Consider the following 15,610-nt stretch of genomic DNA (forward strand, 5'->3'; position numbering starts at 1 on the left):
CTGACCCACCGCTTTCGCGAGCAAGCCCGCTCCCACAATTGATCTGCGGTGAATGGGGACCAGCCATTGGTCTGATTGCATTCACAGCCGGATGGGTTAGTGTGGCTTTACCTTTCAAAACAATAAAAAACAGGCTTTCCAATGAGCCAGAGTCTCAGCCAGCTGCGTAAATTCGTTTCCCCTGAAATCATCTTCGGTGCCGGCTGTCGGCATAACGTCGGCAACTACGCCAAGACCTTTGGCGCCCGCAAGGTCCTGGTCGTCAGCGATCCCGGCGTGATCGCCGCCGGTTGGGTCGCCGATGTCGAGGCCAGCCTGCAAGCGCAGGGCATCGATTACTTTCTGTATAGCGACGTTTCGCCCAACCCACGGGTTGAAGAAGTCATGCTTGGTGCCGAGCTGTACAAGGAAAACCACTGCGATGTGATCGTGGCGGTCGGCGGCGGCAGCCCGATGGATTGCGGCAAAGGCATCGGCATCGTCGTCGCCCACGGGCGTAGCATCCTTGAGTTCGAGGGCGTCGATACCATCCGCGTGCCCAGCCCGCCGCTGATCCTGATTCCGACCACCGCGGGCACCTCGGCGGATGTCTCGCAGTTCGTGATCATTTCCAACCAGCAAGAACGCATGAAGTTCTCCATCGTCAGTAAGGCAGTGGTGCCGGACGTGTCGCTGATCGACCCGGAAACCACCCTGAGCATGGACCCGTTCCTGTCGGCCTGTACCGGTATCGACGCGTTGGTGCATGCCATCGAAGCCTTCGTGTCCACCGGTCACGGTCCCTTGACCGACCCCCATGCGCTGGAAGCGATGCGCCTGATCAACGGCAACCTGGTGCAGATGATCGCCAACCCGAGCGACATCGCCCTGCGTGAGAAGATCATGCTCGGCAGCATGCAGGCCGGGCTGGCGTTCTCCAACGCGATCCTCGGCGCGGTGCACGCCATGTCCCACAGCCTTGGCGGTTTTCTCGACTTGCCGCACGGCTTGTGTAACGCGGTGCTGGTCGAGCACGTGGTGGCCTTCAATTACAGCTCCGCGCCGGAACGGTTCAAGGTGATTGCCGAGACGTTCGGCATCGATTGCCGAGGCCTCAATCACCGGCAGATCTGCGGGCGTCTGGTCGAGCACCTGATCGCGTTGAAACACGCCATCGGCTTTCACGAAACCCTCGGTTTGCACGGTGTCAGCACGGCAGACATCCCGTTCCTGTCGCAACACGCCATGCACGACCCGTGCATCCTGACCAACCCGCGCGAATCCAGCCAGCGCGATGTCGAGGTCGTCTATGGCGAAGCCCTCTGACGAACAACAACGCGCGCTGGCGGGGTTACTCGGATTAGGCAGCCACTCGGCGCGCAAGAGCCATTACCCGGAACTCGCCGCGCGCCTCGACGAGCTCGAAGCGGAGCGTAATCGCTACAAGTGGCTGTTCGAAAATGCGGTGCACGGGATCTTCCAGGCCAGCCTGCTCGAAGGCATGCGCGCCGCGAACCCGGCACTGGCGCGGATGCTGGGTTATGAAAACCCTCAGGATGTGTTGTTTTCCCTGGCGGATCTGGCGAGCAACCTGTTTGTCGGCGGCGCCCGGGAACTGGAAAACATCGGTGAAATCCTCCGGCATCAGGGCAGCCTGCATGGCTATGAAACCCAGTTGCGGCGCAAGGACGGCAGCAGCCTCGACGTACTGATGAACCTGCTGCTCAAGCCCGATCAGGAAGGGTTGGTGGAGGGTTTTGTCGCCGACATCACCGAACGCAAACAGGCCCAGCAGCGGCTGCAACAGCTCAATGACGAACTGGAACAGCGTGTCACCGCGCGCACCGACGAATTACTCGAAGCCAACCGCAACCTGCAGCAACAGATCACCCAGCGTAAACAGATCGCCGAGGCCTTGCGCGATGCCCGTGACGCCGCCGAGGCCGCCAATCGCAGCAAGGACAAATACCTCGCCGCCGCCAGTCATGACCTGCTGCAACCCCTCAACGCCGCGCGTTTGCTGATCTCGACCCTGCGTGAGCGCAAACTGCCGGACGTCGAACAGGTGCTGGTCGAACGCACCCATCAGGCCCTGGAAGGGGCGGAGGATTTGCTCACCGATTTGCTGGACATTTCCCGGCTCGATCAGGCCGCGGTCAAACCGGATGTCGCGTTGTACCGCCTCGATGAATTGTTTGGGCCGCTGGTGTCCGAGTTCCGGTCAGTGGCCGATGCGGCCGGGTTGCGTTTGCGCGTGCACAGGGGCGATTTCGCCATTCGCACCGACCTGCGCCTGATGACCCGCATCCTGCGCAACTTCCTCAGTAACGCCTGCCGCTATACCGATCAAGGCAGCATCCTGCTCGGGGCCCGGCGTCGCGGCGACCGACTGCGTCTGGAAGTCTGGGACACCGGGCGCGGGATCCCGGCGGATCGCCTCGACTCGATCTTCCTCGAATTCAATCAACTGGACGTTGGCCGTGCTGCCGACCGCAAAGGCGTGGGGCTGGGGCTGGCAATCGTCGAACGCATCGCCAAGATCCTCGACTACCGGATCCAGGTGCATTCGCTGCCGGGACGCGGTTCGATGTTCAGCATTGAGGTGCCGATTTCCCATGAGGTTCCGTTACCCATCAGCCTCGCGGCGCCTCAGCCGGGTACCGGTAATCCGTTGCCGGGCCGGCGGTTACTGGTGCTGGACAATGAAGTGAGCATTCTGGAAAGCATGAGCGCATTGCTCGGGCAATGGGGTTGCGAAGTGGTCGTCGCCACCGACGAAACCTCGGCACTGGCCGCGTTGCAGGGCCAGGCGCCGGAACTGATTCTGGCGGACTATCACCTCGATCACGGGGTGGTGGGCTGTGAGGTGGTGCGGCACTTGCGCGAACATTTCAGCCAGACCATTCCCGCAGTGATTATCACCGCGGACCGCACCGATCAGTGCCGGCGCTCCTTGCAGCGGCTGGATGCGCCGTTGCTGAACAAACCGGTGAAACCCGGCAAGTTGCGCGCAGTGCTGAGTCAGTTACTGGGGTAAACGCGGTATTGCAGGCTGAAACCCAGTTCGGCGGATTGACCTTGCTCCAGCAACACTAATCCGGGCCGACCGGGCAAGTGGTGCGCATTGACCGGATGGCTCACCGGTTCGATGCAGAAAAACGCCAGGTCCACCGGGCAGTAGAGCAGGTAGTAATCACTGCCGCGGGCCTGGCATTCCAGTTCATAACCGAGGTCCGGTTGCTGGATCAGGCAATGGCCATCCCATTGGCAGAAACCGTTGTCGACCAGTGTGTCGGGCAGGGGCTTGAGCTGACGGAAATCCCATTCGGCAGGCAACGGGGCGAGTCGGGTCGGCAGCTTCGAGGTGTCGCACAACCAGACCTGTTCGGCCTTGGCCTGCAACCGTGTGCCGGCGGTGCGCGGCAGATACGGGTGCAACCCCAGGCCATGCCACGCGGCACGCTCGGCCAGGTGCGTAACGTGCAGCTCGATGCTCAGCTTGCCCTTGCTGAGCTGGATACGCTGCCTGGCGCGATAGGCAAAGGGTGTGTTGCTGTCGAGTTGCAAGACGACTTCATCGCGGGCCTGCGAGACCACTTGCCATGGCTGCTGCCAGGCGCTGCCGTGAGTCGGCAGGGGATCGGTAAGGCTGTTGGGCTCAAGCGCGAGCCAGCCGTCCGGGCGATCGAAACCGCCATCGGAAATGCGGTTGGACCATGGCACCAAGGGAAAACAACCGAGTTTGCCGGGCAGGCCGGTGCGCAGTGCGTGAGCATCGCCGTGGCGCAACAACGGCTGACCGCTGCTGCGCACGGTCCAGTTGACGAGGGCTGCGCCGATTTCCGGGGCGAGGGTGAGGTGGGTGAACTCGTCTTCGAGCTCGAGGAGTAGGGGCGTCATGTTCACCAGCGATAAATAGTGAGGGGTGAAACGGCGTACCTGCAGGAGCCGGCTCCTGCAGGTCAACCGTCGCGGTCGTTACAACACCAGATGCGGCAACCACAGCGACAGTGCCGGAATATAGGTCACGGCTATCAGCACCAGGAACAGCACGCCATAAAATGGCAGCAACGCCTTCACGGTCTTCTCGATACTGACTTTACCCACGGCCGACCCCACAAACAGTACCGCACCTACTGGCGGTGTTATCAATCCGATGCCCAGGTTCACCAGCATGATCATGCCGAACTGCACCGGGTCCACACCAATGCCCAGAATCACCGGCATCAGAATCGGCGTCAGAATCAGGATCAGCGGCGCCATGTCCATCACCGTGCCGAGCAACAGCAGCATCACGTTGATGCACATCAGGATCACGTAACGGTTGTCCGACAGGGTCAGGAACATCGTAGTGATCTTCGCCGGGATCTGCATCAGCGTCATGATGTAGCCGAAGCTGGCAGCGAAGCCGATCAGGATCATCACGATCGAGATCGTGCGCACCGTGCGGTGCATCAGTTTCGGCAGCTCGCTCCACTTGTAGTCGCGGTAGATGAACATGGTCACGAAGAACGACCAGAGCACCGCAATCGCCGCCGATTCAGTGGCGGTGAAAATACCCGAGAGAATCCCGCCGAGGATGATCACCATCGCCATCAGCCCCCACAGGGCTTCACCGCAGATTTTCAGGGCCTGGCGCAGGGGAATGACTTCGCCCTTGGGGTAGTTGCGTTTCTTCGCGAAGATCAGGCACAGCACCATCAGGCACGCGCTCATCAACAAACCCGGCACGACGCCGGCCATGAACAGCGAGGCGATCGAGACCGTGCCGCCAGCGGCCAGCGAATAGAGCACCGAGTTGTGGCTCGGCGGTGTCAGCAAGGCTTGCACTGAACCGCTGACGGTCACGGCGGTGGCGAACTCGCGCGGATAGCCACGGCGTTCCATTTCCGGAATCAGTACCGAACCGACCGATGCGGTGTCTGCCACTGAAGAACCGGAAATTGCGCCGAAGAAGGTCGAGGCCATGATGTTGACCAGTGACAGACCTCCGCGCACAAACCCCACCAGCACCCCTGCAAACGCTACCAGCCGTCGCGACATGCCGCCTTCGGCCATGATCGCGCCCGCCAACACGAAAAACGGAATCGCCAACAAGGAGAATTTGTTCACTCCACCCGCGACCTGAATCATCAGCGCCTGGAACGGAATATCGATCCACCACGCCCCGATCAGGGCGGACAGTCCCAGGGCATAGGCGACCGGCATGCCGATCAGGATCAACGCGATAAAGCTGCCCAGCAGAATCAGAGCGTCCATTTATGCGGCACCTTCGCTTTCTTCAACCAGGTCGAAACGCACGACCCGACGGTTGCTCTGGTCACCGAGCAAGAGTTTTTCCAGCACGAAAATCAGCGTCAGCACCCCGCCAATCGGGATCGGCATGTAGGTGATACCGACACGCAAGGTGGGCAGGGCGCTCATGAACTGGTTCCAGGTGGACAGGCACAGCCTGGTGCCCCAGATCGCCATGAACAGGCAAATGGTCGCCATCAACAACTGGGAAAAAATACTCATGGCTTTGCGCAGTTTCGGCGCCATGCGGTCGGTGAGCATGGCCACCGCCATGTGCGCGCCAGCGCGGTAGCTGGCCGCCGCGCCAATGAAGGTAAACACCATCATCAGCAAAATTGCGCTGGGCTCAGGCCAGCTGGAGCCGGTGCCAAGGACGTACCGGGCAAAGACGCCCCACGGAATGATCAGGGAAATGGCCAGGACTGACAGGCCCGCGACCCAGATGCAGGTCATGTAAATCCTGTCGTTGATACGCAGCAGTAGATTCTTCATCGGGTTCCACCGTAACCGGGCGCGCGCAGACGTACACCAACGTCAGCGGCGCAGGGCCTTTCATGAATGCAGGGAGGGTTACTGAACGGCTTCGATGCGCTTGATCAGGTCGACGTAAGGCGCGCCGTATTTTTCGCGAATCGAGGCTGTGGCTTCATAGAAAGGTTTTTTGTCGACGGTAATGAACTCGACGCCTGCTGCCTTGAGTTTCTCTTCGCTGCTGGCGGATTTGGCGTCCCACAGGGTGCGTTCCTGCGCCTGTGCGGCCTTGGCGGTTTTCTTCACCAGGACTTGTTGCTCGGGGGTGAGTTTGTTCCAGGTGATTTTCGACATCACGATGGGTTCAGGCAGGATCAGGTGGCCGGTCAGGCTGTAGAACTTGGCATTCTGGTAGTGGTTGTGTTCAAGCAGGGTCGGCGGGTTGTTTTCCGCGCCGTCGATCACCCCGGTCTGCAAGGCACTGAAGATTTCGCCGGTGTCCATCGCAATGCCGTTACCGCCCATGGCGTTGATGGTTTCGATGAACATCGGGTTGCCCTGCACGCGGATTTTCATGCCCTTGAGGTCTGCAATGCTGCGTACCGGTTTTTTGGTGTAGAGGTTGCGTGTGCCACCGTCCATCCAGGCCAGGGCGACCAGGTTGAATTCGGAGTTGGTGATCTTGTCGAGGATTTCGTCACCCACTTCACCGTCGATGACTTTGCGCATGTGCGCCTGGTCGCGGAACACGAAGGGCATGTTGAACACGTTGACGTCGGGCACCACCGGCCCGACGATCCCGAGGCTGACACGCGCCATCTGGATGGCGCCGACCTGGGCCTGTTCTACCACTTCCTTTTCCGAGCCGAGCACGCCGCCCGCAAACATCTTGAAGGTCAGTGCGCCGTTGCTGTCGGCTACCAGCGTCTTGCCCAGCTGTTCTTCCGCGACGACCGTCGGGTAACCGGCGGGGTGGATATCGGCGAATTTTATTTCCAGCGCGTTCGCAGCGCTGCTGAGGGTAAAAGCCAAGGGGAGTGCAGCGGCGAGCAAGGTGCGTTTGAAGTCCATGGGTGTGTCTCCGTATTGTTATTTTTTTTGTATTCAAAGGCGCAGCGGTGCAGCACAAGCAGGTGTCGCTAGAGGTTGAACTGAGGTTCGGGCAAGCCTTTCACGCCGGGATTGAGGGCGAACACCCCACCGGCCAGTGATTGCTCGTCATGGTCGTCACCGGGGCGGATCGAGGTCACAAACAGGGTGTCCAGTCGACTGCCACCGAAGGCGCACATGGTTGGTTTTTTAACGGGCACGCTGAGGGAACGGTCCAGCCGGCCATCCGGGGTGAAACGGTGAATCAGCCCGGCGTCGTTGGCGCAGATCCAGTAGCAGCCTTCGGCGTCTACCGCCGCGCCATCGGGGCGACCCTGGTACTGATTCATGTCGACAAACAGTCGACGGTTGGACGGTTCGCCACTGTCGAGGTCGTAATCGAACGCCCAGATTTGCTGGACCTGGGGATGGGAGTCCGAGAGGTACATCGTCCGGCCGTCCGGGCTGAAGCCCAGGCCGTTGGGAACGATGAATCCGCCGAGTTGCGCTGCAAGTGGGCCACGCTGGCCATCGGCGTAGCGATACAGCGCTCCCTCGGCTGCGTTGGCGCCCATGTTCAGCACCATGCTGCCGGCCCAGAAACGGCCCTGGCGATCACAACGACCATCGTTCAGGCGCATGTCTTTACGTGAGTGCTCGACGTGGGCCAGCAGTTCGCTGTCGAGACTGCCATCGTTGTGCGGGCGCAGGCTGAAGAATCCGCTCTCCATCCCAGCGACCCAGCTGCCGTCGCTGTGACGCGCGATGCAGGCGAGCATTTGCGGTGCAGTCCAGGCGTCGACGTGACCGTTTCCGGCATTCCAGCGTTGCAGGCCCCCAGTGGGGATATCGACCCAATACAGGGCGTTTTCCTCGCATACCCACACCGGGCTTTCACCGACCGCGTTGCGGGCATCGACAATCAATTCGGCTTGCATGGCAACTCATTCCCTTGGCTTTTGTTATGGGGATCAAGCGAGACGCGTGATTCAGTCACCGAACGGGCCCGCCGCGACAAAAGCGCCACCCTGATAGACCATGGCCGGGTCATCAGCGGCCGGCATCGGTTGGGCTTCGACTTTTTCGCGAAACACTTCAGACGTGTCCTTAGGCGCAAACCCCAGCGCGGTGGCGAAACGGTTGTCCCACCAGACGTTCTTGTTGTCGGAGGCGCCATACACCACGGTGTGACCGACGTTCGGCGCGTATAAGGCGCGCTCGATCAAGTGGGTCAAGTCACCGAAACTCAGCCAGGTGCTCATCATCCGGCGGTTCTGCGGCTCCGGGAACGAGGAGCCGATGCGGATGCTGACGGTTTCGATGCCGTAGCGGTCGAAGTAGAAACTGGCCATGTCTTCGCCGTAGGACTTGGACAAGCCGTAGTAGCTGTCCGGGCGGCGAGGGGAGTGGGCGTCAATCACTTCGTCCTGTTTGTAGAAGCCGATGACGTGGTTGGAACTGGCGAAAATCACTCGCTTGACGCCATGGCGACGCGCCGCTTCGTAGATGTGGAACACGCCACAGATGTTGGCGCCGAGGATCTCTTCGAACGGGCGTTCAACCGAGACGCCACCGAAGTGCAGGATCGCATCCACGTCTTCGACCAATTGATGCACGGCATGCTTGTCTGCGAGGTCGCAGGGTACGACTTCTTCGCGGTCATCGATGGCTGGCGCGATATCGGCGATGTCCGACAGGCGAATCACATTGGCGTAAGGGCGCAGGCTTTCGCGCAGCACTTTACCGAGGCCACCGGCGGCGCCGGTCAGCAGCAGGCGATTGAAAGGGGCGTTGGGCGTAGTGGTCATGGCAGTTCCTGGACGCTAATTATTGTTGTCAGAATTTGTTGTAGGTTGTCGTATGACTTCGCCGAAGTATCGTTAGGGTTTCCGGGTCTTGTCAACGCGACTTTGGCGGAAATTGACAGAGGGTTGAACGCCACCCCTTGTAGGAGCCGGCTTGCTGGCGATGGGCGTTAACGATTGCGCGTACCCATTGGATAAACGCGTTGCTTGTGCGCCCATCGCCAGCAAGCCGGCTCCTACAGGGGGGGATTGTCTGTGGGCTTACAACAACGAAATCGGATAGCTGACGAAAATGCGATTCTCATCGAATTCATTGGTGCTGAAGTCTTTGCGGATGCTTGCGTTGCGCCATTTGACGTTAAGGTTCTTCAGCGGTCCGCTCTGTACGGTGTAGGCCAGTTCCGATTCGCGACCCCATTCCTTGCCGTCGGTAATCACGCCCGTGTGCACGTTATCGCCGCTGATGTAGCGGTTCATCATCGTCAGGCCGGGAATGCCGAGTGCCACGAAGTTGTAGTCATGACGCAGCTGCCAGGATTTCTCCCTGGCGTTGTCGTAGCTGGAGTTGTAGCTGTCGTTGGCCAGGGTGCCGCCGCTGGTACCGTTGACGCGCATCCAGGCGTCGTCGCCGCTGAGTTTCTGCAAGCCGACATAGAACGTACTGCCACCGTACTTGGCCGAGAGCATGGCGAACGCGGTTTTGTTGTCGAGGTCGCCGGCCAGGGCGCTGCCGTCTTCCTTGCCGATGAAGTAGCCGAGGTTGGCGCCCAGGGTCCAGTCGCCGATAGGCTGGCTGTGGCTCAGGTTGAAATATTGCTGTTGGTAGATGTCGCTGAGTTCTGCGTACCAGACGCCAACCTGGGTGCGCTTCTCGTTGAACGCATATTCACCGCCGCCGAAGTTGAAACGGTCCGAGGTAAAGGCTGCCGATTTTCCGTTCATGAACATGTCTTCCATGCTCGCATCGTTACGCGGGCTGTTCTGCCGGAACTGGCCGCCGTAGAGCGTCAGGCCGCTGATCTCGGTGGACGTCACCTGGCCGCCGCGAAAGGTTTGCGGCAGCGAGCGACCGTCATCGGAGCGCAGGATCGGCAGCACCGGCATCCATTCCCCGACCTTCAATTCAGTCTTGGAGATTTTGCCTTTGAGCGCCACGCCCATCCGGCCGAAATTGTCTGCCGGGCGGCCATCGTCGTGGATCGGCAGTAACTGGGTGCCGCCCGTGCCTTTGCCTCCGTCGAGTTTCTGCGAGTACAACCCGAGCACATCGACGCCGAAGCCGACCGGGCCCGGAGTGAAGCCGGACTTGGCGTCGAGGATGAAGCTTTGCGTCCACTCTTCGGCCTTGCCCTGAGGGTAGGCCGGGTTGGTGTAGTTGCGATTGAAGTAGGCGTTGCGCAGGTTCAGCGTGGCCTTGGCGTCATCGACGAATCCTTCGGCGTTACTGGTCATGGGCATGGCGAGTACGGCCAGGCTGCTGCAACCGATCAGGCTCAGGGTATGGCGGCGTGCGAAGGATGGGCGAGGGGTGCAGGCGAAGGAATTACGGACGTGCTTGCTCACTGTGACGCTCCCGATGTTTCTTGTTGTTTTTATTGTCGTCATACGTCGTCGTACAACAGTGTGGCGATTATTTGCGAGGGTTTCACGAATTGTCAATTAGAAGTTATACGATGACTTGAGCGCACGTATAACCCCGTGAGAGCGGGCTTGCTCGCGAAAGCGGTGGGCCAGGCAGCAAAGATGTTGAATGTGATGACCTCTTCGCGAGCAAGCCCGCTCCCACCGGGGGGCGTACGAAGTTTCGTTTTCCTCTGTCGCCGCGATGTAGAGCGGATGTTAGTCTTGAGCAACGCTGTTGTCAGGGAGCCCTCATGGGCAATCACAAGATCGAGATTCGCCGCAGTAACGTCGAGAAAATCCTGCTCGGGGCCGAAAAGGTCTTTGCCGAAAAAGGTTTCGGCGGTACCGCCATGGCCGACATCGCCGCCGAAGTGCAACTGCCGCGTTCCAACCTGCATTACTACTTCAGCACCAAGACCGAGTTGTACAGCGCCGTGCTGTTCGATTTGCTGGAGGTGTGGAAGCAGGACGCCTTGTGTTTCGAGATGTTCGATGACCCGCGCGTCGTGCTCAGCAGCTACATCCGCGCCAAGATGAACCACTCCCGCAGCCGGCCTTACGGCTCGAAAGTCTGGGCCAACGAAATCATCCATGGCGCGCCGACGTTGGGTGTCGCGCTGGACGCCAGCCTGTACGACTGGGCCAAGATGAAAGAGGCGAAAATTCGTCAGTGGGTGGACGACAAACGCATCCTGCCGGTGGAGCCTTCAAGCCTGCTGTACATGATCTGGGCCTCGACCCAGCATTACGCTGACTTTGATCATCAGGTGAACATCCTGAACGATCACCAGCCGCTGTCGGACATGCAGTTTGAGCGGGCGGTGCAGACGGTGACGAGTGTAATTTTGCGGGGGATCGGTCTAGAACCTTGAGGATTTCAGTGGTGCTGCAGGCCCCTCGCGAGCAAGCCCGCTCCCACATTTGATTGCTGTCGTACACAAATGCTGTGTTCGCTGGAGATCAAATGTGGGAGCGGGCTTGCTCGCGAAGGCGCCAGCTCAGGCACCGCCGGACTCAAACAGCTACATGGTAGGGATTGCGCGGATCATGATTCCAATCCAGAAACGGCTTCCCGTTCTCCATCGGCACCATCTCGATGCAGTCCTGTACCGGGCAAGTGATCTGGCACAAATTGCAGCCCACACACTCTTCATCGATCACTTCATATTTATGCGTGCCGTCCGCCTGCCTGACGCTGGACACCGCCTGATGGGAAGTGTCTTCGCAGGCGATATGGCAACGCCCGCACCCGATACACGCCTCCTGGTCAATCTTCGCAATCACCTGATAGTTGATGTCCAGGTACTTCCAGTCGGTGGTATTGGCCACCGCGCGCCCGGAAAATTCCGACACGCTGGCGTAACCCTGACTGTCCATCCAGCGTGACAAACCGTCCTTCATCTCTTCGACAATGCGGAAACCATGCAACATCGCCGCCGTGCACACCTGCACCGAGCCGCTGCCCAACGCGATGAATTCCGCTGCGTCGCGCCAGTTGCCGATGCCGCCGATGCCGGAGATCGGCAGGCCTTGCGTCTGGGGATCGCGGGCGATCTCGGCGACCATGTTCAGCGCAATCGGCTTCACCGCCGAACCGCAATAACCGCCGTGGGTGCTTTGACTGCCGACAGTGGGGTTGGCGACCATGCGCTCGAGGTTGACGCTGGTGATCGAGTTGATCGTGTTGATTAGCGACACCGCATCGGCACCACCGCGATGGGCCGCACGGGCGGCGACGCGGATGTCGGTGATGTTCGGCGTGAGCTTGACGATCACCGGCAGCGAGCAATACCTCTTGCACCAGCGCGTGACCTGTTCGACATACTCCGGCACCTGACCGACTGCCGCGCCCATGCCTCGTTCAGGCATGCCGTGGGGGCAGCCGAAATTCAGTTCGATGCCATCGGCACCGGTGGCTTCCACCAGTGGCAGGATGTGTTTCCACGACTCTTCGACGCAGGGCACCATCAACGACACGATCAGCGCCCGGTCCGGCCAGTCCTTTTTGACCTGGGTGATTTCCCGCAGGTTGATCTCCAGCGAGCGGTCGGTGATCAGCTCGATGTTGTTGAAACCCAACACTTCACGGTTGGCCCCGAAGTGCGCCGAGTAGCGCGACGACACGTTGACCGCTGCCGGGTCTTCACCCAGGGTTTTCCAGACCACGCCACCCCAACCGGCTTCGAAAGCGCGGACCACGTTGTAGGCTTTGTCGGTCGGTGGCGCGGAAGCGAGCCAGAACGGGTTGGGGGATTTGATGCCGGCGAAGACAATCGAAAGATCGGCCATTTACGCAGCCTCCACGTTGAGCATCAGTTGAGCGTTGATGGCCTCGGCCGCCAGCTTGCCGTGCTGCACCGCCTGCACGGTGAGGTCCTGATCGAGGTTGGTGCAGTCACCGCCGGCATACACGCCTGCAATGCTTGTGCGCAGCTGTTCATCGACCTGAATCCGATCGCCCTGACGCTTGAGTTCGCGCGCCAGCGGATCGACAAGGGCGCTTGAATCGAACGCCTGGCCGATGGCTTTGAAGATTGCATCGGCGGCCAGTTCGAAGGTTTCGCCAGTGGTTTGCAGTCGACCTTCCACCAGGTGTGTGCGAGCGAAGCGCATGCCACGCACGTTGCCTTGATCGTCGAGCAGCACTTCTTCGGGTTGCGCCCACGTCAGCAAGCGCACCTGATTGGCTTTGGCGATGTCTTGTTCGTGGTGGGTGGCGCCCATGTCCTCGGCACCGCGGCGATACACCAGATTCACGTCATGCGCGCCGAGGCGGGCCATTTGCACGGCCATGTCGATGGCGGTGTTACCGGCACCGAGGACGATGCAATGATCGGCCAAAGGCAGTTGTGTCAGATCATCGGCCTGGCGCAATTCGCGGATGTACTCGGTGGCGGCGAGCAAGCCCGGCGCATCTTCGTGGGCCAGCCCAAGCTGTTTGCTGGCGGTGAGGCCAAGTCCGAGAAACACCGCGTCGAATTGTTGATGCAGCTCGCTGAGGGTCAGGTTTTCACCGAGTTTCTGCCCGTGACGGATTTCGATGCCGCCGATCTGCAGCAGGAATTCCAGCTCCTTCTGCGCGTAATCGTCCACCAGTTTGTACTTGGCGATCCCGTATTCGTTGAGGCCGCCAGCCTTTTCCCGTGCTTCGAAAATCACCACGTCATGCCCGTGCATGGCGCTGCGATGAGCGCAGGACAAACCGGCCGGCCCGGCACCGACCACGGCGATGCGTTTGCCAGTGGCGGCGGAGCGAGGGAAGGGGTGTTCGCTGAAGTGCGCGTTGTCCACGGCGTAGCGCTGCAACAGGCCGATCAACACCGGTGCGCATTCATGGGCGTTGTTGCGCACGCAGGCTTGCTGGCAAAGGATTTCCGTCGGGCAGACCCGGGCGCAACTGCCGCCGAGAATGTTCGCCGAGAGGATTTTCTGCGCCGCGCCTTGCACGTTGTCCTGATGGATATTGCGGATGAACGAGGGAATGTCGATGTCGCTCGGACAGGCATTCACGCACGGCGCGTCGTAGCAGTACAGGCAGCGCGAGGCTTCCAGGTGCGCCTGGCGGTCGTTGAGCGGTGGCGCCAGATCGGTGAAATGGCCGGCGAGGGCGGCCGCATTCTCGTAGGGATGCGGGAGGTGCTTCAGGGTCTTGATCACGGTGTTGGCCTCACGGTTATTGAGGTAACTGCTTCTGGTGGGCATTGGTTTTTGTGTCGTCTGTGTCTACGCGATCGCAGCAAGCCGGCTCCTACAGGGGAATGCATTTCAACTGTGGGAGCCGGCTTGCTGGCGATGGGCCGAAGGCCTCGATCTCAGCGTTTCACGGCAACGGGCTGATTCAACTCCGCCCGCTTGCTCAGCAAATCAAACACCGCCGGATACGCCGGCCGTTCGACATACCGCCCAGCCCCACGCTCGGCGCGCAAATCCCCATCGGCCCAGACCACACGGCCCTGGCTGATCGTATGGCTCGGCACCCCGCGTACGGTCTTGCCTTCGAAGATGTTGAAGTCGACTTGCTGGTGATGGGTCTTCGCCGAAATCGTCCGCGAACCTTCGGGATCCCACAGCACCAGATCCGCATCGGCACCGACGCGAATCGCTCCTTTACGTGGATAGAGGTTGAAAATCTTTGCAGTGTTAGTGGAGGTCAGCGCGACAAATTGCTGCATCGAGAAACGTCCGGTGTTGACCCCTTCATCCCACAACACCGCCATGCGGTCTTCGATACCGGCGGTGCCGTTCGGGATCTTGCTGAAGTCGTCACGCCCCGCGGCTTTTTGCTCGGCGCAGAAGCAGCAGTGGTCGGTGGCGGTGGTGTGCAGGTTGCCGGATTGCAGCCCGTGCCAAAGTGCTTCCTGATGGCCGCGAGGACGGAACGGCGGGCTCATCACGTAACCGGCAGCGGTCTGCCAGTCCGGGTGTTGATAGACGCTGTCGTCCAGTAGCAAATGACCCGCCAACACTTCGCCGTAGACTTGCTGGCCCTTGCTGCGGGCGTAGGTGATTTCGTCGAGCGCTTCCTTGGTCGACACGTGAACCAGGTACAGCGGCGTGCCCAGGGTTTCAGCGATGCGAATGGCCCGGCTCGCTGCTTCGCCCTCAACCTGAGAAGGGCGCGACAATGGATGCGCTTCAGGGCCGGTGATGCCCTGCGCCATCAGCTTGCGTTGCAGGTGATAAACCAGCTCGCCGTTTTCCGCATGCACTGTCGGCACCGCGCCCAGCTCCAGGCAGCGCTCGAAACTCGCCACCAGCGTGTCGTCGGCGGCCATGATCGCGTTCTTGTAAGCCATGAAGTGCTTGAAGCTGTTGACGCCGTGCTGGCTGACCAGCTCGGCCATTTCCTCGCGCACCTGCTCGCTCCACCAGGTGATCGCGACGTGGAAGCCATAGTCCGAGGCCGACTTCTCTGCCCAGCCGCGCCACTGATGAAACGCCTCCATCAGCGACTGCTGCGGGTTGGGAATCACGAAGTCGATGATCGACGTGGTGCCCCCGGCAAGTCCCGCCGCCGTGCCGCTGAAAAAGTCTTCACTGGCCACGGTGCCCATGAAGGGCAGTTGCATGTGCGTGTGCGGGTCGATGCCGCCGGGCATCAGGTATTGGCCGCTGCCGTCGAGCACTTCGACGCCCGCCGGAACATCAAGATTGTCGCCGATGGCTTTGATCACGCCGTCGGCGCAATAGACGTCGGCGCGATAACTTTCATCATGGGTAATAACGGTGGCGCCACGGATCAACAGAGACATTCCGAGTTCCTCGCAGGCAATGACCGACTGGTGCCGGTTCTAAATGTTTTATATGAAGCAAGCGTCAACAGGAGCATTCCTGTCAGCACTGTCAGG

Annotated in this window: 13 protein-coding genes; 3 read left to right on the forward strand and 10 right to left on the reverse strand. The window is 60.4% G+C overall.

What is annotated here, in order from left to right:
- Positions 1–141: 141 nt before the first annotated feature.
- Both ercA and FBY04_RS13510 read left to right on the forward strand, forming a co-directional pair.
- On the forward strand, positions 142–1,305 hold the full coding sequence (ercA, locus tag FBY04_RS13505) for an alcohol dehydrogenase-like regulatory protein ErcA (protein WP_145315510.1): 1,164 nt from the start codon (positions 142–144) through the stop codon (positions 1,303–1,305).
- Entirely contained in the window at positions 1,289–3,016 is a 1,728-nt protein-coding gene (locus tag FBY04_RS13510; RefSeq protein WP_084320890.1) for a NahK/ErcS family hybrid sensor histidine kinase/response regulator, read from the forward strand. The genes ercA and FBY04_RS13510 overlap by 17 nt, the downstream gene beginning before the upstream one ends.
- On the opposite strand, the gene FBY04_RS13515 is transcribed toward FBY04_RS13510, so the two are convergent.
- The 7 genes from FBY04_RS13515 to FBY04_RS13545 all read right to left on the reverse strand — a co-directional run bounded on the left by FBY04_RS13515 (position 3,001) and on the right by FBY04_RS13545 (position 10,202).
- A complete protein-coding gene (locus FBY04_RS13515) occupies positions 3,001–3,879 on the reverse strand; it encodes an aldose 1-epimerase (protein ID WP_145315511.1) in 879 nt (292 codons plus the stop codon). The genes FBY04_RS13510 and FBY04_RS13515 overlap by 16 nt on opposite strands.
- A gap of 78 nt (positions 3,880–3,957) precedes the next feature.
- Positions 3,958–5,238, reverse strand: a complete 1,281-nt coding sequence (locus tag FBY04_RS13520) for a TRAP transporter large permease (RefSeq protein WP_084320888.1) — start codon at positions 5,236–5,238, stop codon at positions 3,958–3,960.
- Complete coding sequence (locus tag FBY04_RS13525; protein ID WP_084320887.1) at positions 5,239–5,766, reverse strand: TRAP transporter small permease; 528 nt, start codon at positions 5,764–5,766, stop codon at positions 5,239–5,241.
- A gap of 78 nt (positions 5,767–5,844) precedes the next feature.
- Positions 5,845–6,816 (reverse strand): TRAP transporter substrate-binding protein, encoded by a 972-nt coding sequence (locus FBY04_RS13530; RefSeq protein WP_084320886.1) that lies wholly within the window; start codon positions 6,814–6,816, stop codon positions 5,845–5,847.
- 68 nt (positions 6,817–6,884) lie between these two features.
- The gene (locus FBY04_RS13535) at positions 6,885–7,772 is read right to left on the reverse strand and encodes an SMP-30/gluconolactonase/LRE family protein (protein WP_145315512.1); all 888 of its coding nucleotides are present in this window, start codon (positions 7,770–7,772) and stop codon (positions 6,885–6,887) included.
- Positions 7,773–7,823: 51 nt separating this feature from the next.
- Positions 7,824–8,642 (reverse strand): NAD(P)-dependent oxidoreductase, encoded by an 819-nt coding sequence (locus tag FBY04_RS13540; protein WP_145315513.1) that lies wholly within the window; start codon positions 8,640–8,642, stop codon positions 7,824–7,826.
- A 258-nt stretch (positions 8,643–8,900) separates the two neighbouring features.
- Complete coding sequence (locus tag FBY04_RS13545; protein ID WP_145315514.1) at positions 8,901–10,202, reverse strand: OprD family porin; 1,302 nt, start codon at positions 10,200–10,202, stop codon at positions 8,901–8,903.
- A gap of 311 nt (positions 10,203–10,513) precedes the next feature.
- On the opposite strand from FBY04_RS13545, the gene FBY04_RS13555 reads away from it, so the two are divergent.
- Positions 10,514–11,134: a TetR/AcrR family transcriptional regulator gene (locus FBY04_RS13555; RefSeq protein ID WP_084320882.1), complete on the forward strand. Its 621-nt coding sequence runs from the start codon at positions 10,514–10,516 to the stop codon at positions 11,132–11,134.
- Positions 11,135–11,276: 142 nt separating this feature from the next.
- On the opposite strand, the gene preA is transcribed toward FBY04_RS13555, so the two are convergent.
- From preA to hydA, 3 genes are all read right to left on the reverse strand, one after another.
- Positions 11,277–12,551 (reverse strand): NAD-dependent dihydropyrimidine dehydrogenase subunit PreA, encoded by a 1,275-nt coding sequence (preA, locus tag FBY04_RS13560; protein ID WP_145315515.1) that lies wholly within the window; start codon positions 12,549–12,551, stop codon positions 11,277–11,279.
- Positions 12,552–13,919: an NAD(P)-dependent oxidoreductase gene (locus FBY04_RS13565; protein WP_145315564.1), complete on the reverse strand. Its 1,368-nt coding sequence runs from the start codon at positions 13,917–13,919 to the stop codon at positions 12,552–12,554.
- Positions 13,920–14,074: 155 nt separating this feature from the next.
- The gene (hydA, locus tag FBY04_RS13570; RefSeq protein WP_145315516.1) at positions 14,075–15,514 is read right to left on the reverse strand and encodes a dihydropyrimidinase; all 1,440 of its coding nucleotides are present in this window, start codon (positions 15,512–15,514) and stop codon (positions 14,075–14,077) included.
- Positions 15,515–15,610: the final 96 nt, after the last annotated feature.

It is taken from the genome of Pseudomonas sp. SJZ080, from assembly GCF_007828295.1.
GTDB classification, from domain to species: domain Bacteria; phylum Pseudomonadota; class Gammaproteobacteria; order Pseudomonadales; family Pseudomonadaceae; genus Aquipseudomonas; species Aquipseudomonas migulae_A.